At 44.8% G+C, this 22,937-nt stretch carries 27 protein-coding genes; 8 read left to right on the top strand and 19 right to left on the bottom strand.

What is annotated here, in order from left to right; genetic code table 11:
* Nucleotides 1–9: 9 nt before the first annotated feature.
* From AAA942_RS06990 to AAA942_RS06970, 5 genes are all read right to left on the bottom strand, one after another.
* A complete protein-coding gene (locus tag AAA942_RS06990; RefSeq protein WP_338219529.1) occupies nt 10–792 on the bottom strand; it encodes a glycerophosphodiester phosphodiesterase in 783 nt (260 codons plus the stop codon).
* A gap of 96 nt (nt 793–888) precedes the next feature.
* On the bottom strand, nt 889–1,020 hold the full coding sequence (locus AAA942_RS06985; protein ID WP_338219528.1) for a hypothetical protein: 132 nt from the start codon (nt 1,018–1,020) through the stop codon (nt 889–891).
* Nucleotides 1,017–2,576, bottom strand: a complete 1,560-nt coding sequence (locus tag AAA942_RS06980) for an arylsulfatase (RefSeq protein ID WP_338219527.1) — start codon at nt 2,574–2,576, stop codon at nt 1,017–1,019. The genes AAA942_RS06985 and AAA942_RS06980 overlap by 4 nt, the downstream gene beginning before the upstream one ends.
* Nucleotides 2,577–3,091: 515 nt before the next feature.
* Complete coding sequence (locus AAA942_RS06975) at nt 3,092–4,489, bottom strand: alanine/glycine:cation symporter family protein (protein ID WP_338219526.1); 1,398 nt, start codon at nt 4,487–4,489, stop codon at nt 3,092–3,094.
* 204 nt (nt 4,490–4,693) lie between these two features.
* Nucleotides 4,694–5,593 carry a sugar phosphate isomerase/epimerase family protein gene (locus tag AAA942_RS06970; protein WP_338219524.1) on the bottom strand — a complete coding sequence of 300 codons (900 nt, stop codon included), beginning with the start codon at nt 5,591–5,593 and terminating at the stop codon, nt 4,694–4,696.
* A 208-nt stretch (nt 5,594–5,801) separates the two neighbouring features.
* On the opposite strand from AAA942_RS06970, the gene AAA942_RS06965 reads away from it, so the two are divergent.
* Nucleotides 5,802–6,467 carry an FAD-binding oxidoreductase gene (locus AAA942_RS06965; protein WP_338219523.1) on the top strand — a complete coding sequence of 222 codons (666 nt, stop codon included), beginning with the start codon at nt 5,802–5,804 and terminating at the stop codon, nt 6,465–6,467.
* A 94-nt stretch (nt 6,468–6,561) separates the two neighbouring features.
* Here AAA942_RS06965 and AAA942_RS06960 read toward each other — a convergent pair whose 3' ends face one another.
* The 5 genes from AAA942_RS06960 to AAA942_RS06940 all read right to left on the bottom strand — a co-directional run bounded on the left by AAA942_RS06960 (nt 6,562) and on the right by AAA942_RS06940 (nt 9,947).
* A complete protein-coding gene (locus tag AAA942_RS06960) occupies nt 6,562–7,248 on the bottom strand; it encodes a hypothetical protein (protein ID WP_338219522.1) in 687 nt (228 codons plus the stop codon).
* 136 nt (nt 7,249–7,384) lie between these two features.
* Nucleotides 7,385–8,629, bottom strand: coding sequence for a hypothetical protein (locus AAA942_RS06955; protein ID WP_338219521.1), 1,245 nt, complete (start codon nt 8,627–8,629; stop codon nt 7,385–7,387).
* Between the two features lie 29 nt (nt 8,630–8,658).
* Nucleotides 8,659–8,985, bottom strand: a complete 327-nt coding sequence (locus AAA942_RS06950; protein WP_338219520.1) for a hypothetical protein — start codon at nt 8,983–8,985, stop codon at nt 8,659–8,661.
* Nucleotides 8,986–9,037: 52 nt separating this feature from the next.
* Complete coding sequence (locus tag AAA942_RS06945; protein WP_338219519.1) at nt 9,038–9,331, bottom strand: winged helix-turn-helix domain-containing protein; 294 nt, start codon at nt 9,329–9,331, stop codon at nt 9,038–9,040.
* Between the two features lies 1 nt (nt 9,332).
* Complete coding sequence (locus AAA942_RS06940; RefSeq protein WP_338219518.1) at nt 9,333–9,947, bottom strand: hypothetical protein; 615 nt, start codon at nt 9,945–9,947, stop codon at nt 9,333–9,335.
* A 174-nt stretch (nt 9,948–10,121) separates the two neighbouring features.
* On the opposite strand from AAA942_RS06940, the gene AAA942_RS06935 reads away from it, so the two are divergent.
* Nucleotides 10,122–10,781, top strand: coding sequence for a hypothetical protein (locus tag AAA942_RS06935; RefSeq protein WP_338219517.1), 660 nt, complete (start codon nt 10,122–10,124; stop codon nt 10,779–10,781).
* A gap of 155 nt (nt 10,782–10,936) precedes the next feature.
* Here the strand turns inward: AAA942_RS06935 and AAA942_RS06930 are convergent, their stop codons facing one another.
* Nucleotides 10,937–12,130 (bottom strand): esterase, encoded by a 1,194-nt coding sequence (locus AAA942_RS06930; protein WP_338219516.1) that lies wholly within the window; start codon nt 12,128–12,130, stop codon nt 10,937–10,939.
* 151 nt (nt 12,131–12,281) lie between these two features.
* Nucleotides 12,282–13,301: an alpha/beta hydrolase gene (locus AAA942_RS06925; protein WP_338219515.1), complete on the bottom strand. Its 1,020-nt coding sequence runs from the start codon at nt 13,299–13,301 to the stop codon at nt 12,282–12,284.
* Between the two features lie 290 nt (nt 13,302–13,591).
* Between AAA942_RS06925 and AAA942_RS06920 the strand changes: the two genes are divergently transcribed.
* Complete coding sequence (locus AAA942_RS06920; RefSeq protein ID WP_338219514.1) at nt 13,592–13,828, top strand: hypothetical protein; 237 nt, start codon at nt 13,592–13,594, stop codon at nt 13,826–13,828.
* Nucleotides 13,829–13,922: 94 nt separating this feature from the next.
* Here the strand turns inward: AAA942_RS06920 and AAA942_RS06915 are convergent, their stop codons facing one another.
* The 4 genes from AAA942_RS06915 to AAA942_RS06900 form a co-directional block, all read right to left on the bottom strand.
* Complete coding sequence (locus AAA942_RS06915; RefSeq protein WP_338219513.1) at nt 13,923–14,246, bottom strand: type II toxin-antitoxin system RelE/ParE family toxin; 324 nt, start codon at nt 14,244–14,246, stop codon at nt 13,923–13,925.
* Nucleotides 14,243–14,473 (bottom strand): hypothetical protein, encoded by a 231-nt coding sequence (locus AAA942_RS06910; RefSeq protein ID WP_338219512.1) that lies wholly within the window; start codon nt 14,471–14,473, stop codon nt 14,243–14,245. Before AAA942_RS06910 ends, AAA942_RS06915 begins: the two co-directional genes overlap by 4 nt.
* Nucleotides 14,474–14,824: 351 nt before the next feature.
* Complete coding sequence (locus AAA942_RS06905) at nt 14,825–15,163, bottom strand: hypothetical protein (RefSeq protein WP_338219511.1); 339 nt, start codon at nt 15,161–15,163, stop codon at nt 14,825–14,827.
* A 47-nt stretch (nt 15,164–15,210) separates the two neighbouring features.
* Nucleotides 15,211–15,786, bottom strand: coding sequence for a hypothetical protein (locus AAA942_RS06900; protein WP_338219510.1), 576 nt, complete (start codon nt 15,784–15,786; stop codon nt 15,211–15,213).
* Between the two features lie 210 nt (nt 15,787–15,996).
* Between AAA942_RS06900 and AAA942_RS06895 the strand changes: the two genes are divergently transcribed.
* The 5 genes from AAA942_RS06895 (at nt 15,997) to AAA942_RS06875 (ending at nt 19,997) form a co-directional block, all read left to right on the top strand.
* On the top strand, nt 15,997–16,599 hold the full coding sequence (locus tag AAA942_RS06895; protein WP_338219509.1) for a hypothetical protein: 603 nt from the start codon (nt 15,997–15,999) through the stop codon (nt 16,597–16,599).
* 282 nt (nt 16,600–16,881) lie between these two features.
* On the top strand, nt 16,882–17,757 hold the full coding sequence (locus tag AAA942_RS06890; protein ID WP_338219508.1) for a carbon-nitrogen hydrolase: 876 nt from the start codon (nt 16,882–16,884) through the stop codon (nt 17,755–17,757).
* A 3-nt stretch (nt 17,758–17,760) separates the two neighbouring features.
* Nucleotides 17,761–18,834, top strand: a complete 1,074-nt coding sequence (locus tag AAA942_RS06885; protein ID WP_338219507.1) for an agmatine deiminase family protein — start codon at nt 17,761–17,763, stop codon at nt 18,832–18,834.
* A 492-nt stretch (nt 18,835–19,326) separates the two neighbouring features.
* Nucleotides 19,327–19,506 carry a hypothetical protein gene (locus AAA942_RS06880; protein ID WP_338219506.1) on the top strand — a complete coding sequence of 60 codons (180 nt, stop codon included), beginning with the start codon at nt 19,327–19,329 and terminating at the stop codon, nt 19,504–19,506.
* Nucleotides 19,507–19,562: 56 nt separating this feature from the next.
* Nucleotides 19,563–19,997, top strand: a complete 435-nt coding sequence (locus AAA942_RS06875) for a hypothetical protein (RefSeq protein WP_338219505.1) — start codon at nt 19,563–19,565, stop codon at nt 19,995–19,997.
* A 479-nt stretch (nt 19,998–20,476) separates the two neighbouring features.
* Here AAA942_RS06875 and tnpC read toward each other — a convergent pair whose 3' ends face one another.
* From tnpC to tnpA, 3 genes are all read right to left on the bottom strand, one after another.
* Nucleotides 20,477–21,976 carry an IS66 family transposase gene (tnpC, locus tag AAA942_RS06870; protein ID WP_338219504.1) on the bottom strand — a complete coding sequence of 500 codons (1,500 nt, stop codon included), beginning with the start codon at nt 21,974–21,976 and terminating at the stop codon, nt 20,477–20,479.
* Nucleotides 21,977–22,169: 193 nt separating this feature from the next.
* Nucleotides 22,170–22,514, bottom strand: coding sequence for an IS66 family insertion sequence element accessory protein TnpB (tnpB, locus tag AAA942_RS06865; RefSeq protein ID WP_338219503.1), 345 nt, complete (start codon nt 22,512–22,514; stop codon nt 22,170–22,172).
* A gap of 1 nt (nt 22,515) precedes the next feature.
* Entirely contained in the window at nt 22,516–22,794 is a 279-nt protein-coding gene (gene tnpA, locus AAA942_RS06860) for an IS66 family insertion sequence element accessory protein TnpA (RefSeq protein WP_338219502.1), read from the bottom strand.
* Between the last annotated feature and the right edge of the window lie 143 nt (nt 22,795–22,937).

The raw sequence follows: 22,937 nt of genomic DNA, 5'->3' as shown, positions 1-22,937 counted from the left end.
GCCTTTGGCTTATTTTCTCTGCTTGAGCAGTTCAAAAAGCACTTCGGGCTCGTCGGTGGTGATAAAGTCCACCTTTCGGTCGAGCAGCCAAGTCATGTCATCGGGATCATTGACAGTCCAGGCATTGGTAGTGAGTCCGAGTTCCTGAGCTTCGGTAATCCAGTCGGCTCGGAGCTTGACCAGTCGGATATTGTAATCAAAACCAAAAAATCCATCCTCTTTCAAGGTTGCGGGAGACTTATCTCCGGTAAGATAGGCCACATTGGCTTGGGGGTCGGTGGTGATGGCCTTTTTTCCTCCCTCGTAGCTGAAGGTGATGTAATCCACCCATTTTTCTGCTCCCAGTTTCTTTACCATCAGGACGCTGAGCTCTCCCACGCGCTCACTTCTCTCTACGCCCAGTCGGGAGGGTTTGAATTCCAAGATCAGGCGGGTACCGGTTTGCTTAATGCCTTCGCGAAGGTATTCTTCCAGAGTGGGGATTTTTTCACCGTTGGGGAGCTTTTGGGTCAATAGCTCGGCATAGGTGCTTTCCTCGATGTCCATTCCCATAAAGTCATGGTCGTGATTTACCACAAGTACCTCGTCCTTGGTCATCCAGACGTCAAACTCCGTCCCCATGCATCCCAAGCGAATCGCTTCCCGAAGGGAGGCGATGGAGTTTTGGGGTAGGTTGTTCTTTTTCCAAGCTCCCCGATGCGCGATCACGGGATTGGAGTGGAAGGTATCCTGAGCAAGAGAGGAAAGAGAAAGGATGGTCATAGCCATAAAGCAAAGAAAAATGCGAAGCATAATGGGTTAATTTGGATTTGTAGGGGAAAGATAAGCAAGTCGCCTTTTTTCCGGGACATCTTGGAGGAAGTTTACACAAACTTCATTTTGGGAAGATTATTTTTCGGGTTTGGGGTTTTTGTTTTCCGATTTGGGACCTGCCATTTTATACAGCAGCCAACCGATTCCAAGGAGGAAATGCAGAGCCAAAATCCCCACAACGATGATCAGGGTCAGATTGTCCTTCATTGTTGGGAATTAGTCCAAGAAAGTTGACCGGAGGCTTTTTGCTGAGCGCTGACTTCCTTCCAGACTTGGAAAAGGCCCTTTAGCTCCTGGACTTTTTCGGGATGATTTGCAGCTAGATTTTGGGTTTCATGCGGGTCTTTGGACAGATCGTAGAGTTCCCAAGGGGCATCTTTGCCATGGGCGACCGCCTTCCAGTTACCCTGTCTAACAGCCCTGCCTACGGACCATGCCCAGAAAATGGGCTTTTCTCTTTCTTCTTTTTCTCCCCGGATAGCAGGCAAAAGACTTTGACCCGGAAAAGGAAGAACCGGCTTTCCATCCAGTTCTTTAGGGTAATTGGCACCGGAGAGATCGGCAAGGGTAGGGAGGATGTCGATTAGATGGGCAGGAAAGTCAGTGAAGCTTCCTTTGGCAGCCAAGCCTTTGGGCCAGCTAATGATCAGAGGAGTGCGGATGCCCCCTTCGAAAGAGTAGTTTTTGTAAAAGCGGAGGGGGGTATTGCCCACATTGGCCCAGTCTTCCCCGAGGGAAGTCCAATGGCCTACAGTGCCGATGTTGCCATCCCCGGGAATATTGACCATTTCGGCGGAGGCTCCATTGTCTGATAGGAAGATAAAGACCGTATTGTCCAGCTTGCCGAGCTGACGGAGCTTTTGGATGACTTCCCCGATTTTCTGATCCATGCGGTCGATCATGGCGGCATAAACTTCCATTTTCCGGGCTTCGATTCTTTTCAGGGAATCTGAAAGACTAGTCCAAGGGACGTGGGTGGACTCAGTTAAAGGGAAATCTTCCCTGATCAGCCCCAGTTTCTTCTGCTTTTCGAAGCGCTTTTGGCGAATTGCCTCATAACCTTGGTCGTACTTGCCTTTGTACTTTTCGATGTCCTCCGGCCAAGCCATCAGGGGGTCATGGGGTGCGGTGTAGGCGAGGTAGAGAAAAAAGGGATTGCTTTCGTTTTTGTACTCTTCAAGCCATTGGAGTGGGTATCGGGTGAAGTAATCTGTGGAATAGTAGTCCAGTGGCGGAGTGAAAGGCTGAAAAAGTGTCCGATCCTCGTAGAAAGGTCGATCCGGGCGTTTTTGAGCAGGTTGGGCTTCTCCTTCCCGACGAAGGCCGGGATTGAAATGGTTGGATGCTCCCTCTTTCAATCCAAAATACCGATCAAACCCCCGGTCCATGGGATGGTCAAAACCGTGATGCTTTCCCGACCAAAGCGTACGGTAACCGGTGGATTTCAACAGTTCGCCGAGGGTAATCCCATTGATCAGCGGCTGCTGATAGGTGGCTTCGTAGCCGACCTGCTGGGCATAGAGTCCGGTCATCAATGCTGCCCGGGAGGGGTTGCATTTCGCGGTATTGTACATTTGGGTGAATCGAACCCCGTTTTCAGCCAACCAGTCCAGATTGGGAGTTTCCACCTCACTGCCATAGCAGCCGATATCCGACCAACCCAAATCATCCGCCAAGATCAGGACGATATTGGGTTTTTCTTCTTTTGAAGAATCAGGGGAAAAAACACTCAGGAAAGCAAAAAGCAGGGAAGGAAAGAGCATGGCAGGTTATTTTTTGGAAGATAAAAGATAACCAGAATCCTTTTGAAATTACGAATTACGATTTACGACATCAACAGGAACCTCAACCCTGATTTCCTCACTCTAAACTTCGATCTTCCCGCTTCCGTCTTCCCGCTCATTTATTTACGAGGTACGATTTACGATACTTCGACAAGCTCAGTACAGGATTACGACATTCAAAGGATCCTCAGACATCGATTGGAGAATACAGCTTTAAAACTTTTCAACTTTACCACCTTACAACCTCTTGGCTTCGATCTTCCCGCTTCCGGCTCCAATCATCGGTCATCGGACACCGGACATCTGTCTAATTTTTCAATCTCTTTCCAACTTCATTTAACCCCCCTAGCCCCCCTATAGGGGGGATTGGACCAATTAAGCACTCATGCCTTACTTTAAACTTTTCACTTTAAACTTCTACTTCTCGCTCCCTTCATCGGACATCGGACATCCGACTTCCCGCTCCTGTCTTCCGTCTTCCCACTTCCCTCTCTTCAATCCACATCCTTGAAATCATAGACCGGATCTTTTCCGGCATCCTTTTGCTTTTTGTAGTCTTTCAGGGCATTTAGGGCAGGTTTTCTCAGCAGCAAAATGGCCACAATATTCAGCCAAGCCATCAGGCCGACCCCAATATCACCCAAGGTCCAGGCTACTTCGGCGGTTCTGACCGAACCATAAAAAGTTGCCACCAAAATCAAAGCTCTCAGGGCATAAACCGGCCATTTTTTCTTGCTGCCTTTTTGCAAATAACTCAAGTTGGTTTCTGCAATGTAGTAGTAGGCCATGATGGTGGTGAAGGCAAAAAACATCAATGCAATAGCCACAAATCCCGCTCCGACTGTGGGGAAGTGGGTGGCAATGGCCATTTGGGTAAACTCAGGACCAAAGCTGATTCCGGGTAGGTTTTCCTCGATAAATCCTCCTTCGGGATTAAGGATGTTGTACTGTCCGGTAAACAAAATCATAAAGGCTGTGGCTGAACAGACAAAGAGGGTGTCGATATAGACCGAAAAAGCCTGTACCAAACCCTGCTTGGCGGGATGGCTTACCTCAGCTGCCGCTGCTGCATGAGGTGCGGTACCTTGTCCGGCTTCATTGGAATAAATCCCCCTTTTGATCCCCCAAGCGATGGCTAAGCCAAAAATCCCGGAATAGGCCGATTCCAAATTAAATGCCGATCGTACGATCAGGCTGATCACGCCGGGGATTTCCTGGAAGTTCAGCACCATGATGATCACAGCAATCAAAATGTAGCCAAAGGCCATAAATGGAACTACGAGTTCGGCTACTTTGCCAATACGCTTGATGCCTCCGAAAATGATCAAGCCTAAAAATACTACGACCACACCTCCTGTGATTTCCACGGGTACCTGAAAGGCATTGTCCATACTCAGTGCGATACTGTTGCTTTGCACACCAGGCAGCAAAAGGGACATACTGATGATGGTTACCACGGCAAATACCATTGCATACCATTTGACTCCCAATCCTTTTTCAATGTAAAAGGCAGGACCTCCCCGGTACTGCCCGTCCTTGACTTCTTTGTAAATCTGTCCCAAGGTTGCTTCAATGTAAGCCGAAGCCGAACCCAAAAAAGCAATGATCCACATCCAAAAGATCGCTCCGGGACCTCCCATGGCGATAGCCGTGGCTACTCCTGCGATGTTTCCGGTTCCGATCCTGCCCGACAAAGCCAAAGCGAAAGCCTGAAAGGAAGATACGCCCTGATTGGAGGATTTTCCTCCGAAAAGAAGCTTGATCATTTCCCGGAAATAGCGAATCTGTACAAACTTGGTAACGATAGAAAAATAGATGCCGGCACCCAAGCAGAGCAAAATCAAAGCATTGCTCCAAATGAGACCGTTGAGGGTACTGATAATATCTTGCATGTAAAGGATTATTGGAATCTCCGGAATGGAGATTTTTTGAGAAAGGTCAAATATAAAGCCTAATCCATGGAAATTGGGCCTGTTTTTAGGATAAAAGGCTCTATTTTTTGGTTATGGGCGATTGCAGAGAAGTGAAAAAATCAAATTGGGGCAAAAAAAAAGCCAGTGTTAAGCACTGGCTTTTCCTATTTTTTTTAAAAAAGACTATTGAAAACCATACTTTTCCAAGCCTCTATGGCTGATTTGGATGGCTTCCATGGGATTAAGATCAAAGGTATTGTCCTGCTCCACGAGGTAGTAAACCATGCCTGATTTGTCTTTTTCTGCCAAAATCCGGGCAAAGTCAATATTTCCTGTACCAACCGGAGCAAACTCACCCGCATCATTCATGTCCTTGACGTGCCAAGCCTTGAATCTTCCCGGATATTTTTCGAAGTATGCCAAAGGATCCGCTCCTGCTTTGGTTACCCAAAATAGGTCCATCTGATAGTTGACATGGGCAGGGTCGGTGTTTTGGAGGATATAGTCCGTGATGGTGCTTCCGTCTTCATCGAGCTTGAATTCGAAGTCGTGATTGTGATACAAAAGCTTCAATCCGGCTGCAGAGCATTTTTCTCCGATAGTGGTCAAGATACTCACAAGCTCTTCCTTAGTTCCTTTCATACCCAATCCTTCCGGGCCAAAGGTAAACATGCCCATTGGGGGCACAGGAATCACGAAATACTCAAATCCTGCAGCTTTGGAAGCGGCAATTTGCTCCTCAGCATTGTCCAAAGTCACTCCACCCATATGAGTGCTTTTTGGCTGCAGGCCCAGGGAGTCCAAATAGGATTTGAATGCAGCAGGTTCCATTCCATAAAATTTACCATCGGCATAGCCGGCTGCTTCCACGTAGGCATAGCCTGCATCAGCTACGGCCTTAAGGGTAGCTTTGGGGTCCTGCCCCATAGCATCTCTCACGGTGTAAAGGGCCAATCCTCCAAATCGGGTAGGAGTTTCTGTCATTTCTTCGGTTTCGGTGGTTTCTTCTGTTTTTTGTCCGCAGGAAAGCATTCCCATAGTCAGGGATGTGGCAAAAATCAGGCTGTAAGCTGTTTTTCTCATAGGGTTTAAGTGTTTGAAGGGTAAGTTTTCCCTGAGGGTAAGTTCAGGGTTTTGAGCTCGGAAGTTACCCAATTCTTCTCAATCCCAAACCTATTTTAGGCTGTGGGGCAGGAGGCAGGGAAAAGCGGTTGCAAATGAATGATAGGGTATATCAATCAAACAATCTGCCTCTGAGCGGCTTTTATTTATGTACTAAACCTTCATTTTTATGTCAGACCTTGTAAAAATTCTTGCCATTGAGTCCCTCACTCATGATGTCAAACGCATCAAAGTAGAAAAACCAAAGGATTACTCTTTTACACCGGGCCAAGCCTGTGAAGTGGCCATCAATCAGGAAGGGTATCGGGAGGAAAAACGGCCTTTTACCTTCACTTCGCTACCTCTGGACGATCATCTGGAATTTGTAATCAAATCCTATCACGACCATGACGGGGTGACCAAAAAGATAGACAGTCTTCAGGTCGGAGATGAGTTGATCGTGGATGAATCTTGGGGTGCCATTCAGTACAAGGGTCAAGGAACATTCATTGCCGGTGGAGCGGGGATTACTCCTTTCATCGCCATTTTCAGAGATCTGTTGGAAAAAGGCATACTAAAAGGTAACTGCCTGTTTTTTGCCAACAAAACCTCCAAAGATGTGATTTTGGAAGATTGGTTTCGGGATATCCTGGGAGATGATTTTATATCCCTTTTGGATCAAGAAGAGAAAAGCGGACATATCCACGGTCGAGTGGATCAGGATTTTTTGAAAAAGAATGTGACGGACTTCTCTCAGGAATTCTATGTCTGCGGACCAGAGCCCATGATCAAAGCGGTCAGCAAGAGCCTGGAAAAATTGGGGGCAAATCCGGAGGCGATTGTGTTTGAAAAGTAAGACTTGAGCCATTAAATAAGGATTTGTTCAAAAAAGAAAAGGATATGATTCATGTTTCTTATCCTTTTTTGATTTTACTGGGAAATCCTGCTAATTACTCTACTCCTATCACTTCGAAACCTTTAAGCAGGTCCTGAATTTTCTCCTCGTTCTTTTTCCAAACCGCCTCACTGGACCAGGTGGTAAACTGTACCGAACCCCGCTCATCAGAAAAGTAATAGGTGTCAAAAACAAAGGTAATTCCTGAGAAACTTGCCCTCATCACTCCTCTCAGGATATCTTGGTCATTGACCTTGAATTGGGTCAGGCTGATGATTTCCGGCTTGGCGCCGGTATTGTCTTCCATGGTTTTGCGGGCGATTTTGAAGAGCGTCTCTTTTTCGATTGGCGTTTCCTCAGAGATGACCACACTCCATACGTCGGAGAATTTTGCTTCGAAGGCAAATTCTGCCTCATCATTCAGCGTGGCAGGAGGTACCCGTCTCCACTCTTCCGAGTTGAATAAAATCTGAAACTGATCCCGGGCATTTTTCACCTTGTCCTTGGAGGTGGAAGGGGTGGTAAAGGAAGAGCTGAGGGTCTCGACATCGATAGGTTCATTAAGAAAATCCATCATTCCCTGCTGGCCGGAGAACTCTCGGAGTTCGTAGCTCCAAGTGCCGTCGTTGTAGACATAAATGGTGTCTCCGTTTTCGGTGACGGCTTTGATTTGGGAAAAGGCCGGAATCGATCCGATCAGGATAAAGAGGAAAAGAAAGGGGAAAAAGGGAGTTTTCTTCATGGATTGGTGTGAGTTGAATTTGAAGCGAAAATACGAATCGTATTCAAATCAACTATTTTTTTTGATAAAATTTATTTACCGCAAAACAAGCCGTGTTTTTTTATGCCAGAGGGTTGTTTTTTCGGGATTTGATAGTCTACTCAAACCCGAAGAGCCAAGGGAACAAAAACACAATGATCATGGTCCAAACCAGATAAATTGGTAAGTAGGTCACCACTGTATTGCCCACTTGGTGCACTGGAGATCCTTTTGTTGCTGCTTTGAGCAAATCTCTACTAACAAGAAGTAAATGAACAAGCATTAAAATATTGATGCCCAATACTGCCAATCGATTTGGAGTAATTCCCCATTCAGAAATCCGGAAAACGATAGCTGAAAGTGCGACCATGTTCACAAGAATGGTGACTAGGGAAAGCAGCGTCAATACCCATTTGAAAAGTTTGGAATTTTCTTCATCGGACGATTCAGCTACCGAGAAGAATATCAATGCCATTACGCCTATCAAAAGCATATTGAAAAGCATAAGAAATTCCCGGTCGTTGTAAGGGTCTTTTCCTGAGTAGACAATGGCCCCGAGGTAAATCACCAGCATAACCAAAACCAAAGGACTGAAAATCTTAGCCACGATAGGAGGGACCTTGTTCACTAGTTGAGGATTGGTTTGTGTCAGGTGGGTGGCGACTAAAGGAGCGGCGACCAAGCCGAATAAGCCGATGTATTCGAAATAAAACTTTTCGATTTGAAGTCCGATCAGAGAAAATAAGCCTATGGTGATTCCGGATAAAATCAAACCGGATAGTCCCAATACGGCTCCCATGATCACCGCGTCACCATTGAAATTCAGGTAAGCCAATCTAGCCTCGTGATTTTTGGGTTTAGCCCCGCCGAAAACATAGCCCAATATTCCCCAAAGCAGCAAAGGCAAATGAATACAGGCCAGAGTCAGGGTATCACTTTGGTTATTGTCAGGAAGGAGGTTGATGTAAATCCAAGCTAGTGTCATTAAAGCCACGGGTAATGCCAGTGATTTCAAACTCAGCTTTTGCTTCCGGGCAAAATAAGCGGATACGAAAGGAAAGACGATAAAGCCCAGATTTCTCGGGAAGAAAAACTCCTCATCCCAACCGAAAATGGTCGGCAACTTGGCGATCAGGTAGGCGATTGCGGTGGCTGTCAAAATAAAGATCCAATCGCTTGACTTTCCCCAACCCACCGATTCGGATTCATAGTTGAGGCGGGAATTCCAAAATTCGGCCAAGGGCTCCTTTTGGATGTCGGGATAAATGGAATTAAAAGCGGATTTAAACTCGGATTTGTTTTTCCGGTAGAGTTTTTCCAGTTCGGCTGGCTCAGCCAAGTGGGAGCGAATGAGGTCTTTCATGTGGGTTGAGGTTTGTTGAATTTAATTTTTTAATTCCAGTGTCCGGTGAAATTGAACGTAATCACAGAACTCAGCCAGACGATCACGAAGTAGACGAGAATACTTACGATTATGGCGATCAGTTTTTGATTGCCCTTGGGAAACCAATGGAAGCCCATGAGATAAAAGAAAATCCCTCCAGCAGCACCCCCTGTGGGAATAATCAAAAGTGGGAGGATCATCCATAAGGAGTAATTGGCTGTATTTGCCAAAATCAGAAACGTCAGGAGAGAAGTAGGAACTAGAGCACCTAGAATGGCGGGGAGAATCAAGGAATTAGGGTCGATTCCCAAGAGGTATTTGAGCGAGTTTTTCATGATTTCTATATTTGGAAAGTACTTTGATTTTCAAAGTGGATTGATAAATTTTTTAGGTTTTGTTTTCTTTAATCAAATTTTCAAGGAAATCGAGGTGTTCTTGAAAGGCGATTTTTCCGGCTGCTGTGGCCGAATAATTGGTTTGGGGCTTGCGTCCGACAAAGGTTTTTTCCACTTGGATATAGCCTTGGTTTTCCAGGTTCCTCAGGTGGGAAGCCAGATTGCCATCGGTCACATCGAGTAGCTCCTTGAAGGAATTGAAGTCAAACTGGGCATTCACCATGAGGATGGACATGACGCGTAGCCGGACCACATTTTCAAAAGCCTTATCGTAATTTCCCTTCACCTTATCGCTCGTATTTGTAATACATCATGGAGCCATAGATCACGTGGAGGACGCCAAATCCAAGTGCCCAGCAAATCAGCCCGACTGCAGGATGAAATGCGGCTATTAGCCCCAAAATCAGCTGTCCGTAGCCTAGATTTTTGATTTCGTTCAAGGTGAATTGAGCAGCATTGATCAACCCCAGGCCATAAAAAACCAAGGTGGCGGCTGGAATCAAATGGAAGAATCCTTCATGAAGCAGGGCGAAGGAAAATAGCCCTCCCGAAATCACCGGGACAAAGAGCGCAGAAAGGAATCTCCGGCTGGAAGCAGTCCAAAATTTGGAAGCGCTTTTTTGACTTTTCTTTTGGCTTAAAATGTAGGCAGAGATCAAAGCTAAAGCCAAAACGATTAAAGCTGTTACCAAAGTCCGGTTAAGAATCTCCCGAGTGGTAAGAACGTCGATTCCTTCGAAAAGGCTGGTTTCTACACCATAAATCCAGTAAGTGACCATGCCGGCACCGATCAAGGCGTAGATTCCGGCTAGGACTCCGGATAAGCCGCTGAGGGAAAGAAAGCGGGTGCTCCGCTCCATCATGGCTTTGATTTCGGCTAATTCTCGTTCTGCTTTATTCATTTTAAAAGTACTTTGAAATACAAAGTAAAATAGAAATTTCCATTTCACCTATCTCAACTGAAGATTTTTAGGATTTTTTTAGGACTCCACTCCCTGGACCATTATAGGGCGTTTGTCGTATGGCGATTTCTTTGGATTAGACTGAATTTTGGGAAAGTCAAAATTTAACTTAACATGAAAAATTTATTGTTTAAAGGGATGATTCTTGCGCTTTTCGCGGGGCTATTTGTATCGTGTACAGATGGGGAGGATGTGGATCCGGATGATCCTCAGCAGGCTACCAATGATTTGAATTTTCCATTTACCCTGACTGGGGACGAAAGCAGCTATTCGATGGAGATCGATGGGGTGGAGGTAAAAAACTATGCAGAGATCCTCAATACCCTGAATGTGGACAAATCCATTTCGGTGAATTTTTGGGGACCCTCCAATGACTTCAATTTTGGAGGGTTTTATTGGATTCCTCTGGGAGTGGGTACCTATGAAGCCGGACATGATTTGGGCCCTGGGAATGGAACCAACGGGAATAACCTATTCATGACCGCTTTTGTAAAAAAAGGCAATGTAAAGCATTATGCGTATTCGGCGCATGAATATGGATTTTTGGAATCGGAGCGTATTCCAGGTTCTTCCTGCACCGTCAAAATCAACAAATTTGAAGGGAAGCAAACTAGGTATAGCTTTATGAATGGGACTTTCAGCCTGTTTATAGGTACAGTCGAAGGACAGTTTGCGGGAACTTTCAAAACAAAAGACGGGCAAGAAGTAAAAGTAACCAAGGGGCAGTTTCGGATCGTGCAAAAGCTTCCTCCTGGGGCAGTTCCTGTAGATTAAACAAAAAGAGGCTGTCTCAAAAGTGAAGTTTGTCACATTGAGCGAAGTCGAAATGTCGTCCGGAAAGCTGGAAATGGCCTTCGACTTCAAGACTCCCGTCTCTCAGGTGCTCAGGCTGACAACGAAACGATTTATGAGACAGCCTCATTTTTTTGTTATTGAAACAATCTCGGGGCAAATTGACTAAGATACAATCGCCAGTTTCTCCAGATGTGGCCGCCTTCGCTTTCCACATACTCGTAAGGCATTTTCATGGAGTCTAGCTTTGCAATGTATTGCTGATTGGCATCATAGAGGAAGTCGGTTTTCCCGATAGCAATCCAATAGAGTTTATAGCCATTATCCATTTGGGCTTTTAGGGTCTCATCAAAATTGCTGTACACCTTTCCGGTGGCATCTTCTCTAGGCATGATGGCGGCCGAGAAAAGTCCCATGTAATCAAACGTATTCGGATAATATCTGGAAATATGAAGTGTATGATATCCACCCATGGATAGGCCTGCAATGGCGCGGTTGGCCTTGTCAGCCTTCACCCTATAGTTGCTTTCTACGAACTTGATGATATCCTCAAAAGCACCTTCATAGGTTCCATCCATGGTTTTCGGGATCATAAACTGAGGCTTGTACATGTTTCTGCTCCCTTCTCCCGGAGCACCGTCTTGGATCACATTGCCGTTTGGCATGACCACGATCATGGGCTTGGCTTTACCCTCAGCGATGAGATTGTCCATGATTTGGGCAGTTCTCCCAAGGTTGATCCAAGCTTCCTCGTCTCCTCCAGCACCATGCAAAAGATATAGTACCGGATAGCTTTCACTTGATTGCTCGTAGCCCGGAGGAGTGTAAATGGTGATCCTACGGTCCATGCCCAAGCCCGGAGAATCATACCATCTCCTGGTCACCGAACCGTGAGGGATATCATTTACCTTGAACAGCTCTGCGTGGCCTCCTCCGACGATGAATATGTTAAAAGCTGAAGCCACATCCCGGATCAGGAAGGGATTGTTTGGGTCGGTGGTCGTGAATCCATCTACGATGAAGGAGTAATTGTATAGCTCGGGACCTAGAGGGGCAGTCTTCATTGACCAAACGCCATTTTCATCTTTTGTCAAAGCGGCTTTACTGGGTCCGTCTATCTGACCCATCGGGGAATGTATTTTCACCGTAGGAAGAAAATCTCCGGTCACTTGGACCTCCTTGGCATTGGGGGCGAAAACTCGGAAGGTGACCGAATTGTCCTCGTGGACTTCCGGAGAGATGATGTTTTGGTCTCTAAATAGGGCTTCTTGCGGGAATGCTTCCGCCTGAATGAGCAGGGCACTAAGCATAAGGATTAGGATTTTTTTCATAGTGTAAATTTCTATTGTCTCAAAATGTGAAAATAGAAAATACCATTGGAAGCGACAAGCGATAATTTTTCTCTTGGTAAAAATCAAATGAAAAAGGCCTCAATCTAGGATGCATAGATTGAGGCCTAAAGAAATATGGGGTTATTCTGATTTAGAATTTCAGATTTTCAGAAAAGAAAGGAAGCGCTTTGGTATGAATCCGCTCAGCTATTCGGTTGAGGTGATCGCCTTCATAGCTTTCGTAGAAGTGTTTGATCTGATAAGATTCGAATACTTCATGTAGGCTTTTGGTCGCCTCACTAATCCCTCTGTCCTGGAGTCCCGCATCAATGGCAATGGCTTTGAGTTTTTTCAGGTTAAGGATGTATTGATCCACAAAGTTGAGCGTGCGGTTGGCGATGATTTTGTTGATTACATCTTGCCGAGGAGCTCCATCTTTTGCTGGAAGGTCCAAATACAAAGGTGGGTTTTTGGGATTCGGGGCAAACGCTGCTGAAGTTGCCAAAGCTGCAATTTCAAAGAAGGAGGTTTCTTGAAGTTGATCAGGAGTTAAGGTCTCTAACTTTTTCATTAATTCCGGATTGGTGGAGGCTTCACCATCCATACAGCAGGGACTGAGTGCGTAAATTGCCGAGTAAACGTCCGGATATTTCATTCCCAGCCGCAAAGTGCCATAGCCTCCCATGGAGTGGCCGGCTAACCCCCGACTTTCCTTGGTCGGGATGCTGCGGTAGTTGGCATCGATGTAGCTGACGAGTTCTTGGGTGACGAAGGTTTCCCAATCTCCGATCGTGACGGAACTCGCATACATACTGCCTTTGAAGCGGTTATAAGCATTGGGCATGACCACGATCATTTCTTTGGAAAGGCCTTCGGCTAAAGACTGCTCGATCACGTCTTGTAAGTTGATCCAGTGCTTTTCCCAGCCAAACCATTGGGAATCGGTGTCTGTAAATCCATGGAGCATGTAAAGCACCGGGAAGCGCTTGTCGGGATTGGTAGCGTAGGAGGGAGGAAGATAAATGGTGACGTCCCGGTCAGCCGGATCTCCGATCAAATTGCCTTCTAGGGCTTTGCTGTGCACTTTGATTCGTTCCTTGGTGCCTTTTTGAGCAAAAGTGGAAAATGCTCCCAAGCAAAACAGGAGCGTCACGAGAAAGAGTCTTTTCATAGGTTAATGGGTTTAGGTTGAGTTAAAAGTAGGATTTATAGGGAGTTTGGCAAAGTTTCGGCACAGGTGTACAGATAGATTAAATTTTTTCAACCTGAGGAAAATGCTCTCAATAAAATTTTGGAGGATCTTAATTGTTCTGTTCTCTAAGAAAAATGAATTTTTGGGGATTGTGATCCCTGAAAATACGTCTTTTTGGGGATTACGATCTCCAATTTTCAAGTTTGAGCTCGTTAAGTGAATTCAAATAAGAATATTCACAATTGAAATCGAAGGGTTAAATTCAATTCATGAAGCGATTAACAGAAAGTCTCGAAAAAGCGATTTTTGAGGAAACAGAGGATATTCTCAAGGAAAAGGGAATTCCAAGAAATAGGTACCTCAATGAGGCCATTGATTTTTACAATCTCTATCATAAGCGGAAGAAGTTGGCCAAAGCATTCGCAAAAGCTTGTCAACTGGTAAGAGATTCGTCCATGGAAGTGAATGCGGAATTTGATCAGCTGATCGATGAGGGGGTAGCTTGATTTTTTCTGATAAATCTTTGTCGCGGACTAAAAGTTGAATTGAGAAAAACTTGGAATACTTCGTACTGAAAAAGCTTTGGAACTGAGGGAGAAGTTAGGCGCGGTGATGGATTTTTGAGCTTCTTAATGAAAAGTTCTTTCTCTTTGGGTTTTGGCGGACATCAAAGAATGCTAAAATCAAGATGTGAGTTTTTTTGATTATATAGAAAACACGAGTTTGTGGGGTTAGTTGAAAACCTAAAATATTTTTTTCTGGGAATTCCATAGAGCCGATTTCAGGAAAGCTCTCCAAAATATCCAAAAAGTCATCGGTTAAGATTTTGAACTTTTCTACAGAAGCACTACCCCACTTATATTCTAGGTAATCTAGGATCCGTTGAAAGTCATTGTTGGCTCGTTTGCTTACGAGGATTTTCATTTTTCTCTTTTCAAAAAATCCTCCCTTGTAATCAAGGTTGATTCATCCTCCGATTCTTCTAAGGCCGATAAAATTTCCTGTTTCTTTTCTTCAGGCAGTTCTGCCCAAAGTTGACCAGGTTCAGAGTTTTTTCTTGAGGCAAGAAAATCCCTAATCGTTTCCAGCAGTTGTACATTTTCGATTTCATCTACAAGCTGATGGATGGAGGATTTGAGTGTGGTTGACATGTTAGTTTTTGATAGTCAATTCTAAGTTAATGAACGCCTGTAGGAAAGAAAAGATTTTGAACATTCATCAAGGTGTAAATCTCTCTTTGAGCTCACATGGATGTTTCAGAAACCGGTTTAGGAAAAAAATTCCTTGATTTTCTTGGATCAATTCCATGCCTTGGAAAATCCCCGATTTTTTGAGAAGCTCGAAAAGCTCAGGTTGGAAAAAGCATTGGAGCTTAGGGAGATTTGAAAGCGATCATGGATTTTTGAAAGCCAATCAAAATCTACACTTTTTGAAAAGTGTTCGATTCACCTTTTCCGATTTTCAAATTTCCCTCGTGCTATTCCATTTCTCTTTTTACTCAATTAGGCGGAAACAGTGATCCCAAGTCCTCCAAAAATCGGTCCGTATGCCAGAATAAAGGAATTGCCGGAAGGGATTAGCCCCAGGAAGGTGCCCAAGGTGACCACCAAGCCCAAGGCTATGAGAAACAATCCCAATCCCATCAAATTGACCCGATTGGATTGATTGATTTTTGAAAATGCCTGCCGCTGCAGTTCATTGTCCAGTCGCTTGATTAGGGGTCGAATTTCCTCCTCTGGAAAGTTTTCCCCCTCCAGTGTTTTCCTTACTTCAGCCAGATCGAAGTCTTTCTCTTGGATTTTTTCTAAGTAGTAATCGAAAATGGCCTGAGGGTCTTTCATGGTCAAAAATTGAGAAATTGTACAGGAATTTTTCAGAAAATCATCTTTTATTTCGCCAAGCTTGCCAATTCACTTCCAGTAAATTGGCGGAAGGCGAATTTGTACCCCTCGTACCCTGCGATGGCATAGAAAACCAAATCCATGAATTGGGCAGTTTCGGCCAAAAGTTCCAAGGTGTAGCTATAGTCAAAGTAAAGCAATGTGTCCAAATAGGTCAACCCTTCTGCATCGGCGATGAAAGCCAAAACACTCCAAAAGTTACCAATCACGCAGCTGAAAACAGCGATTGCTGCACCGGAAATTCCGAATACCTGCTCGATTCCCTTGCCCAGATAGCGCATGGAAAAACCAACCCCCGCTCCGATAGCGAGTGCCATATAACCGATCTGCCACCCTGTAGCTACGGTAATTGCCGCCCAGAGAACTGCTCCAAGCAATCCTACCAAAATCCCCCCGGTGATGGCTAAAGAGAGATTTTGTTCCTGGAGAAGCGCTTGGTACTTCTGTTGGGGAATATTGGCGGGAATTTCAGTTGTGATTTCTTCTGAGCTTTCTAATAATTCCGCCTGCATTCTTTCGTCCAGATGAAAGGTTTCACAGGTTTTGGAAATTGGGTTTTGCACTGGTCAGGGAGCAAACCAGGCCTTGATTGGCATCGAATCTTCTGTTATGGCATTTTTTGCAGAAGACTAATTGTTCACTTAGTGTCATAGCTGGGTAGGGGTATATTATCCCAATTATCCAATAATTAAAACACTAAAAAAATACCCGATATAGGGTATTTTTCAGCGCTTTTCTTAATAGTACATCTGATCAAAATTTTTAAGAAAAACATGAAAAAACTCCTAGGTACCACCACTTATTTACTATTGCTTATTTTGCCTTTTATCCCTCTTCTTCTGGGTTGTTCCGAAACGGAAGAACCTGACCCTGTAGTAGAAGAGAAGAAAGCTTTATACATGGAGTTTACCCTAGACGGAACGAAGTATCGATCTGAAATTTTGGAGGAAAACCTAATCCCCGGAACTGGATTTGAACGAATCACCGATAATACTCCGGGGCTTAATGTGCTGATTTACAATTTTTTCGATTACTCTATATCGATGCAGTATGGAAATAAATGCGGCACAGGAGAAGGAAGAGATTGCGTCAACATGATAGTTTTCATGCCCCAAAGCCTCAAAGTAGGGTCTTACCCTTCCATTTTTACCAATAGTTTGGAAGTGAACGGAAGCCAATACTTGTCCCGGTACATTGGACCTGAAATCAGCCCCAAACCTGCAGACCTTCCACTGAGCATGCAGATCACTAAATTTGACGAAGCAAACCGAATCATAGAAGGGACGATGACCGGCAAGTTTTTCAAGCAAAATGATCCTTCTCTGAAGGTATATGATTTTAAAGCCACTTTCAGAATCAATATCTTCAAAGGGTAATTCTGAAAAAAAATCCAATTTTAAGTTCGATCCAAGAAGTAAGCAATTTGCATCCTTTGGCAAAATCAGGAACCATTTGGACGGTACAAGTTTTACGGCATTTAAACCCGTTACACTTCCTCAATTTGAAAATTGATCATTGAATTTGATAATTGATCATTTCACCACTTACCACTCATTTTTTACAACTGACCGACCAAACCTTTCAGCTCCCTCCAAACTTCATTTGCCATTCCCCCCCTTCCAAGGTATCTTTGCCCCGAATCAAAAAATCTTTTAGCCGTGGCAAACAAAACCGTCAAAGTAGGTCTGGTCCAGCTCAGTTGCTCTGGGAATGTGGCCGAAAACATGGAGAAAACCCTCGCAGGAGTTCGCACCGCTGCCCAAAAAGGCGCTCAGGTCGTGGTCTTGCAAGAACTTTTTAGATCGCTCTACTTCTGCGATGTGGAGGATTATGATAATTTCCTTTTGGCGGAAGCCATCCCCGGTCCATCAACTGAGACACTCGGAGCCCTAGCCAAAGAGCTTGGCGTGGTCATCGTGGCTTCACTGTTTGAAAAACGTGCGGAAGGACTTTACCATAATACCACTGCAGTTCTTGATGCAGACGGAACTTACCTCGGTAAATACCGAAAAATGCATATTCCTGACGACCCGGGGTATTTTGAGAAGTTTTATTTTACTCCAGGAGACTTGGGTTACAAGGTGTTCCCTACCAAATTTGGCAAAATCGGCGTGCTGATCTGCTGGGATCAGTGGTATCCTGAGGCAGCCCGAATCACTGCTTTGAAAGGAGCCGACTTTTTGGTGTATCCCACTGCCATCGGCTGGGCCCTACATCAGGACGAGCAGACCAACGAGGATCAATATAACGCTTGGCAGACGATTCAACGCTCCCATTCAGTCGCTAATGGAATCCCTGTAGTTTCCGTGAATCGAACCGGAATCGAAGGGCCCATGCAGTTTTGGGGAGGTTCTTTCGTGTCCAATGCCTTTGGTCGGGTGACTTACAAGGCCCCGCATTTGGAAGAGGAAGTTCACGTGGAAGAATTGGATTTGACGGGTTCGGACAGATATAGAACCCATTGGCCTTTCCTCCGGGATCGAAGAATCGATTCCTACGATCCGATCACCAAGCGTTTCCTAGACGAAGACTAAGCGATGGCAGATTTGTTTGACTTGGCCAAAAGCGGAGCAGTGACTCCGGCTGAATTGGGCTATTATTTCCCGGCTGAATTCGCTCCTCAGGAATCCATGTGGCTTAGTTGGCCCCACAAAGAGGCAAGCTGGCCGGGAAAAATCGAGACGATTTTTGCACCCTATTCCCAGTTTATCACCGAAGTAGCCAAAGGCCAAAAGGTGAATATCAATGTGGCAGATGTAGCCATGAAAGAATTTGCTTTGGCACATCTGGAAAAAGCAGGTGCGGATCTGAGCAAAGTCCAGTTTCATTTCTTTCCAACCAATGATGCCTGGTGCCGGGATCATGGCCCCGCCTTTTTGATCAATCCTAATGCGGAAATCAAGAAGGTGCTCGTGAAGTGGGATTACAACGCTTGGGGGGAAAAATATCCTCCTCACGATCTGGATAATCAGATTCCGATTCGCATTGCGGCGCACTTGGGTATTCCCTATTTCAAACCTGGAATCGTCATGGAAGGGGGTTCGGTGGAATTTAACGGAAAAGGAACGCTCTTGACCTCAACGGCCTGCTTGCTCAATGAAAACCGCAATCCTCACCTCAACCAAGCCCAAATCGAAAAGTACCTCTGTGATTACTATGGGGTAAAGCATATCCTCTGGGTTGGAGATGGCATCATCGGGGATGATACGGATGGGCATATCGACGACATCACCCGCTTTGTGAATGAGGATACCGTGGTGACGGTAGTGGAGGAAAACAAAGTCGATGAGAATCACCATATCCTGGCTGAAAATCTTGAGCTCCTTAAGAAAATGAGGCTTGAAAATGGCAAGCAACTGAATATCGTGGAGCTCCCTATGCCTAGTCCCGTGATCTGGGAAGATCAGCGGCTTCCTGCTTCCTATGCTAATTTCTACATTGGGAATGAAGTGGTCGTAGTGCCGACTTTTCGGGATAAAAACGATCAGAAAGCTCTGGATATCCTTACAGATTGCTTTCCGGGTAGGCGTGTGATCGGTATCGACAGTACAGATATCATCTGGGGTTTGGGCAGTTTTCACTGCTTGAGTCAGCAGGAACCGGCTGTCTAGTAGGCAGTTTGCAGTGTTCAGTTTGCAGTGTTGTTGAATTTAGTTGGCAGTGAGAAGCTTGTAGTCCTTTCAATAGTCTGTGCAAGTCTGTGTAATCTGTGAGCGATTTTTTAAGGCAGAAGGCCCATGTTTCGGCTATTCTCAAGACAAGAATCAGAAGTTTCATTTTTTTGCGGCTAGGGACTCCGCCCAGTTCCTTAACAAGGGGTATTAAATTTATCGTTTGATTTTTCCAAGAATTGAAAATAATTAAAAAATAGTTGAAATTCGATTGATTATTTTGCTAGTTTAAGGTATTGGAAAATAAACTAAGGAATATGGGGGGGGGGTGAAACTAAGAATTCAGAAGAATATTCCGAAAAAATCCGTTTTTCAGCTTGTACTTTTCTAAGAATTGCAATGATCTGATGGTTAGGTATTTGGAAGTTTGGAACTGATTTTTTAAAATCAACCATTCTTTTAATTATTTCTAACAATTAACTAGTAACAACTATGGAAAAATTAACAAATGACCAGATGGAAAATCTGGTGGGGGGCTCCTTTGGTACTTGCTTCGATGAGGCTGCATACGCTGCCCTTGCTTGGGATAAGTGGAGTGATGACCCGACGCCGCACAACTGGGCCGCGTGGGTTTTAGCACAAGCGAAGCTATTTGATTGTGCAATGGCTTAAAATGGTTCAGGTTGGTCACGACCAACCTGATTTTTTGGATTCAAATGATATAACCTATGCAATTCAATTTAATATTAATAATTAAGATGGTCTTTTTTTTCTTTACCTCAGAATTGGAGAATAAACTACAATCACAAAAGGAAAGGGAGAGGATAATTGGAGTTTGGGTGATGATTAAGTCAGAAAAAGATGGAAAACCCCGATTTGATGAGTCTATTGGTGAAAAGTATACATATGCTTATAAAAAAAATGGGGATTTTATTTTAGATTTTCGAATTGTTCGAAATCAAGTGGAAGATGCAGATATGTCAATTATGGACTATCCTAAAATAAAATGGTCAATTGTTAATAAAAATATAGAATATAAGGCTTTTGATTCAAATGGTAGGTTTTTAGGTGTTACATCAGATTTTTTTTACTTCAGTGGAGATACCTTGGTTACGGGAAATGCTGTTTTGACTAGTTATTATTTAAAAATAAGTGAAAAATAGAATTTTTACTCCTGCCCTTTTAGTCTTTGTTGTCATTATATTTTTTGAATTGACGTATTCTAACTTAGAGAATTCATATAATTATTTAAATTTGTTTGATTTAAATATAAATGGACTTATTTTTTCACTTTTAACCATAATATTTAAGTTTTTACAGTTTATTTTTATTACATCAATTCTATTCTTGGGCGCTTGGATGAATCACCATAAAATAAACTTTCTAGATTTATTTTTTATTGTATTGATTTGTGATTCTATTTTTTGCATTCCCGTTGCCTTTGAAATGTTTGGTATTTCGGGATTATCAAAATTTGATTTGTCTTTTAGTTCTTATTTAAATTCTGATTCAAATTTTAAGTATTTAGTCGTAATTTTTAATCTTTACGAATTTGTGTATTGGCTTTTATTAACCTTTGTCTGGAGCTATTATTTAAATCAACGTTTCGATACTATTCGTATCCACCCGGGCAACTGCGTCTTTATGTAGTGTGATTTTTTGCTAGAGATTGTTTATAATTTTTGGGCAGGAGTTCGTGTATTTTCTGGATGTTGGTGTCCATGACATTGTCGAAGAGGTACTTGAGCCAGTGCTGAGGGTTGACTTCTTCGGTTTTACACATGGCAAAAAAGGAGTAGATCATTGCTGCTCGCTGTGCTGCCTCATGTGATCCTGCGAACAGGTAGTTTTTCCTTCCCAGGGCTACAGGTCTGATCCTGTTCTCCACGGTATTGTTGTCGATTTCGAGTACCCCGTCCAGGAGATAGTTTGACAGCTCTTTCCATAGTCTCATGGTATAGGCCATGGCCATACCGATGGCACTTTTTGGAAGTGTCTGGGCATAGTTTTCGGTCAGCCATTTGGAAAAGGCATCTAAAACAGGCAGGGCCTTGTCCAGCCGGTAAGCTTTTCTGTCTTTTGGAGTCAGCTTCTTTTCCCTGCAATGGGCCTCGATCTCATAGAGTTTCCCGATAAAGACCAGTGCCAGTTCTGCCCTTGCCCTGTCATTTTCCTGGGCCTCAAAGAATTTTCTCCGTGCATGTGCCCAGCAGCAGAGGTGGGTGACACCCGGTAATGCGGCATACGGGTCATAGCCAATATAGCCGTCGGTCTGCAGGTATCCTTTAAACCCTTCCAGTATCTTTTGGGGAGCCTCTTGATTACGGCCTTTCTGGTAATCAAACAATACGGTGCCGTCCACAGGGTTATGGTAAACCCAGTAGTAGCCCAGATGGGTGTCTTTCTTTTTGGTGCTGTCCAGTACTTTGATGGTGGTTTCGTCCGCCTGGAGGTATCCTTTCCCGCAGGTGTCTTTTACCAACCAGCCGTAAAGGATTTCCAGCCGCTCGAGCCCCTGTCTCACCCAGCCGTCCAGTGTGGAGGAGGCGATTGGGATGTTTTCCCGTTTGAAGCGTTGGAGCTGTCGGTATAGCGGGAGGTGATCTACGTATTTATCTGTCAGGATGGAAGCGAGCAAACCTGTTCCCACGATGCTTTTGTCAATCAGGCGGGAAGGGAGTGCTGCGATGACTATCGGGGATTTATCATCCTGGGCTTTGGATACATACTTATAACGGATGTAGCGGCGGATGATAAACTTGGCCGGCACGTAGTCCAGTTCTTCAGTGATTTCTTTGCCGATGCAGGTCATCTCTTCCAGATTGCCTTCAGGATACAACTCGATCTCTTCCACGGGGAGGTGTTCGGGCAGTTTTGTCCTGCCGGGATGTACAGCGCCGGATTTCCTGCGGACATACTCCACCTTTTGGGTGAGTTCTTCCTGTAGGACCTGCTGTACTTCGGCTGTGGTTTCAAAAGGCAGACTCAGCTGGTCAGGGGACTCAAAGCGCTCCCGCTTCTGACCGAAGAGCATCTTTTGAAACTTGGCAAGAATCCCCTCCAGCTTTTCGATGCGCTGATCCCGCTCGCCCAGTAGGGCGATGAGTTCGGCAGTGGAGAGCTGGTCTAGGGGTTTGTTCATGCACCGAAAATAACACCCCGAAAGAAGCGGTCAAAGCATTAGTTTCCCACACCACCTGTGGATAAACAGTCCCCCGAGAATGATTATTGTCTTAACTCATAAAATACTGCCACGGTATCCTCAGAGCCTGTTCCCTTCCCCAAAACCTGAACCCCGGTCGATAAAAAAGGAGTAAAAATCCTGAAAAAAATCCTCAGGGTCGGGTAAATCTGGGAAGCTGACGGGATTCCAGAATCCTGATGCCCTCGACCATCAGCACCAGTGAACTCCAGGGGAGTTTGCCGCCAGCCTCCATTCCCTCGGGTGGCCGGAAGGTACCTTTTTCCAGCCGCTTGTAGTAGATCACCAGTCCGCCGGCTTCCCAGTGGAGCAGCTTGACCAGGGTTCGGCTGCGGTTCAGGAAGATGTACACTTCCCCGGACAGCGGATCCCGGTCCAGTGAATTGCGGACCAGACCGCAAAGCCCGTCAAAGCCTTTGCGCATGTCCACCGCCCCGCCGAAAAGAAAGAACCGGTGCGAAGATCCTAAGGCAAACATCTTACAGCTTGACCAGTAGCTCAAGTAGTGACAGATCCTGGATCCCCCGAATCCTTACACCATTGGGATAGACTACCTCAAGATCGCCAGAAGGCAAAGAAGGGCTCACTTCAGTGAAACCGGATGAGACAGCCGTAGCTCCAGCTCCTACTTTTCGGTACCAGTAGGAGAAGGTGGGCAGCTTGATATTCTCCCGCAGACAAAAGTCACGTTGGGTCAGACCACTGGATTTGAAGGAAGCTACCATCGCCTCCATTTCTTGTTGACTCGCTCTTTTCATAAGTTTGTTTTTGAAGCAAAATTAGCTGGTCAATGGAGGCTGAAAAATATGCAGTTGCTCGGGTGGATACTACTATTCTGAGAATTGTAATGGGTTATTATGTAAGCTTTCTTTTTTGCTGGGTTGTTTTTGTCATGTTTATT

This window comes from Algoriphagus sp. oki45, from assembly GCF_036245605.1.
Lineage (GTDB): Bacteria > Bacteroidota > Bacteroidia > Cytophagales > Cyclobacteriaceae > Algoriphagus.
The sequence above is the reverse complement of the archived record's forward strand: the minus strand, read 5'-3'. Positions and strand labels throughout refer to the sequence as shown.

What these genes read in the sequence shown, in the direction of transcription:
- AAA942_RS06990 (WP_338219529.1), bottom strand. Translation starts at nt 792, where the DNA reads ATGCTTCGCATTTTTCTTTGCTTTATGGCTATGACCATCCTTTCTCTT.
- AAA942_RS06985 (WP_338219528.1), bottom strand. Translation starts at nt 1,020, where the DNA reads ATGAAGGACAATCTGACCCTGATCATCGTTGTGGGGATTTTGGCTCTG.
- AAA942_RS06980 (WP_338219527.1), bottom strand. Translation starts at nt 2,576, where the DNA reads ATGCTCTTTCCTTCCCTGCTTTTTGCTTTCCTGAGTGTTTTTTCCCCT.
- AAA942_RS06975 (WP_338219526.1), bottom strand. Translation starts at nt 4,489, where the DNA reads ATGCAAGATATTATCAGTACCCTCAACGGTCTCATTTGGAGCAATGCT.
- AAA942_RS06970 (WP_338219524.1), bottom strand. Translation starts at nt 5,593, where the DNA reads ATGAGAAAAACAGCTTACAGCCTGATTTTTGCCACATCCCTGACTATG.
- AAA942_RS06965 (WP_338219523.1), top strand. Translation starts at nt 5,802, where the DNA reads ATGTCAGACCTTGTAAAAATTCTTGCCATTGAGTCCCTCACTCATGAT.
- AAA942_RS06960 (WP_338219522.1), bottom strand. Translation starts at nt 7,248, where the DNA reads ATGAAGAAAACTCCCTTTTTCCCCTTTCTTTTCCTCTTTATCCTGATC.
- AAA942_RS06955 (WP_338219521.1), bottom strand. Translation starts at nt 8,629, where the DNA reads ATGAAAGACCTCATTCGCTCCCACTTGGCTGAGCCAGCCGAACTGGAA.
- AAA942_RS06950 (WP_338219520.1), bottom strand. Translation starts at nt 8,985, where the DNA reads ATGAAAAACTCGCTCAAATACCTCTTGGGAATCGACCCTAATTCCTTG.
- AAA942_RS06940 (WP_338219518.1), bottom strand. Translation starts at nt 9,947, where the DNA reads ATGAATAAAGCAGAACGAGAATTAGCCGAAATCAAAGCCATGATGGAG.
- AAA942_RS06935 (WP_338219517.1), top strand. Translation starts at nt 10,122, where the DNA reads ATGAAAAATTTATTGTTTAAAGGGATGATTCTTGCGCTTTTCGCGGGG.
- AAA942_RS06930 (WP_338219516.1), bottom strand. Translation starts at nt 12,130, where the DNA reads ATGAAAAAAATCCTAATCCTTATGCTTAGTGCCCTGCTCATTCAGGCG.
- AAA942_RS06925 (WP_338219515.1), bottom strand. Translation starts at nt 13,301, where the DNA reads ATGAAAAGACTCTTTCTCGTGACGCTCCTGTTTTGCTTGGGAGCATTT.
- AAA942_RS06920 (WP_338219514.1), top strand. Translation starts at nt 13,592, where the DNA reads ATGAAGCGATTAACAGAAAGTCTCGAAAAAGCGATTTTTGAGGAAACA.
- AAA942_RS06915 (WP_338219513.1), bottom strand. Translation starts at nt 14,246, where the DNA reads ATGAAAATCCTCGTAAGCAAACGAGCCAACAATGACTTTCAACGGATC.
- AAA942_RS06910 (WP_338219512.1), bottom strand. Translation starts at nt 14,473, where the DNA reads ATGTCAACCACACTCAAATCCTCCATCCATCAGCTTGTAGATGAAATC.
- AAA942_RS06905 (WP_338219511.1), bottom strand. Translation starts at nt 15,163, where the DNA reads ATGAAAGACCCTCAGGCCATTTTCGATTACTACTTAGAAAAAATCCAA.
- AAA942_RS06895 (WP_338219509.1), top strand. Translation starts at nt 15,997, where the DNA reads ATGAAAAAACTCCTAGGTACCACCACTTATTTACTATTGCTTATTTTG.
- AAA942_RS06885 (WP_338219507.1), top strand. Translation starts at nt 17,761, where the DNA reads ATGGCAGATTTGTTTGACTTGGCCAAAAGCGGAGCAGTGACTCCGGCT.
- AAA942_RS06880 (WP_338219506.1), top strand. Translation starts at nt 19,327, where the DNA reads ATGGAAAAATTAACAAATGACCAGATGGAAAATCTGGTGGGGGGCTCC.
- AAA942_RS06875 (WP_338219505.1), top strand. Translation starts at nt 19,563, where the DNA reads ATGCAATTCAATTTAATATTAATAATTAAGATGGTCTTTTTTTTCTTT.
- tnpC (WP_338219504.1), bottom strand. Translation starts at nt 21,976, where the DNA reads ATGAACAAACCCCTAGACCAGCTCTCCACTGCCGAACTCATCGCCCTA.
- tnpB (WP_338219503.1), bottom strand. Translation starts at nt 22,514, where the DNA reads ATGTTTGCCTTAGGATCTTCGCACCGGTTCTTTCTTTTCGGCGGGGCG.
- tnpA (WP_338219502.1), bottom strand. Translation starts at nt 22,794, where the DNA reads ATGAAAAGAGCGAGTCAACAAGAAATGGAGGCGATGGTAGCTTCCTTC.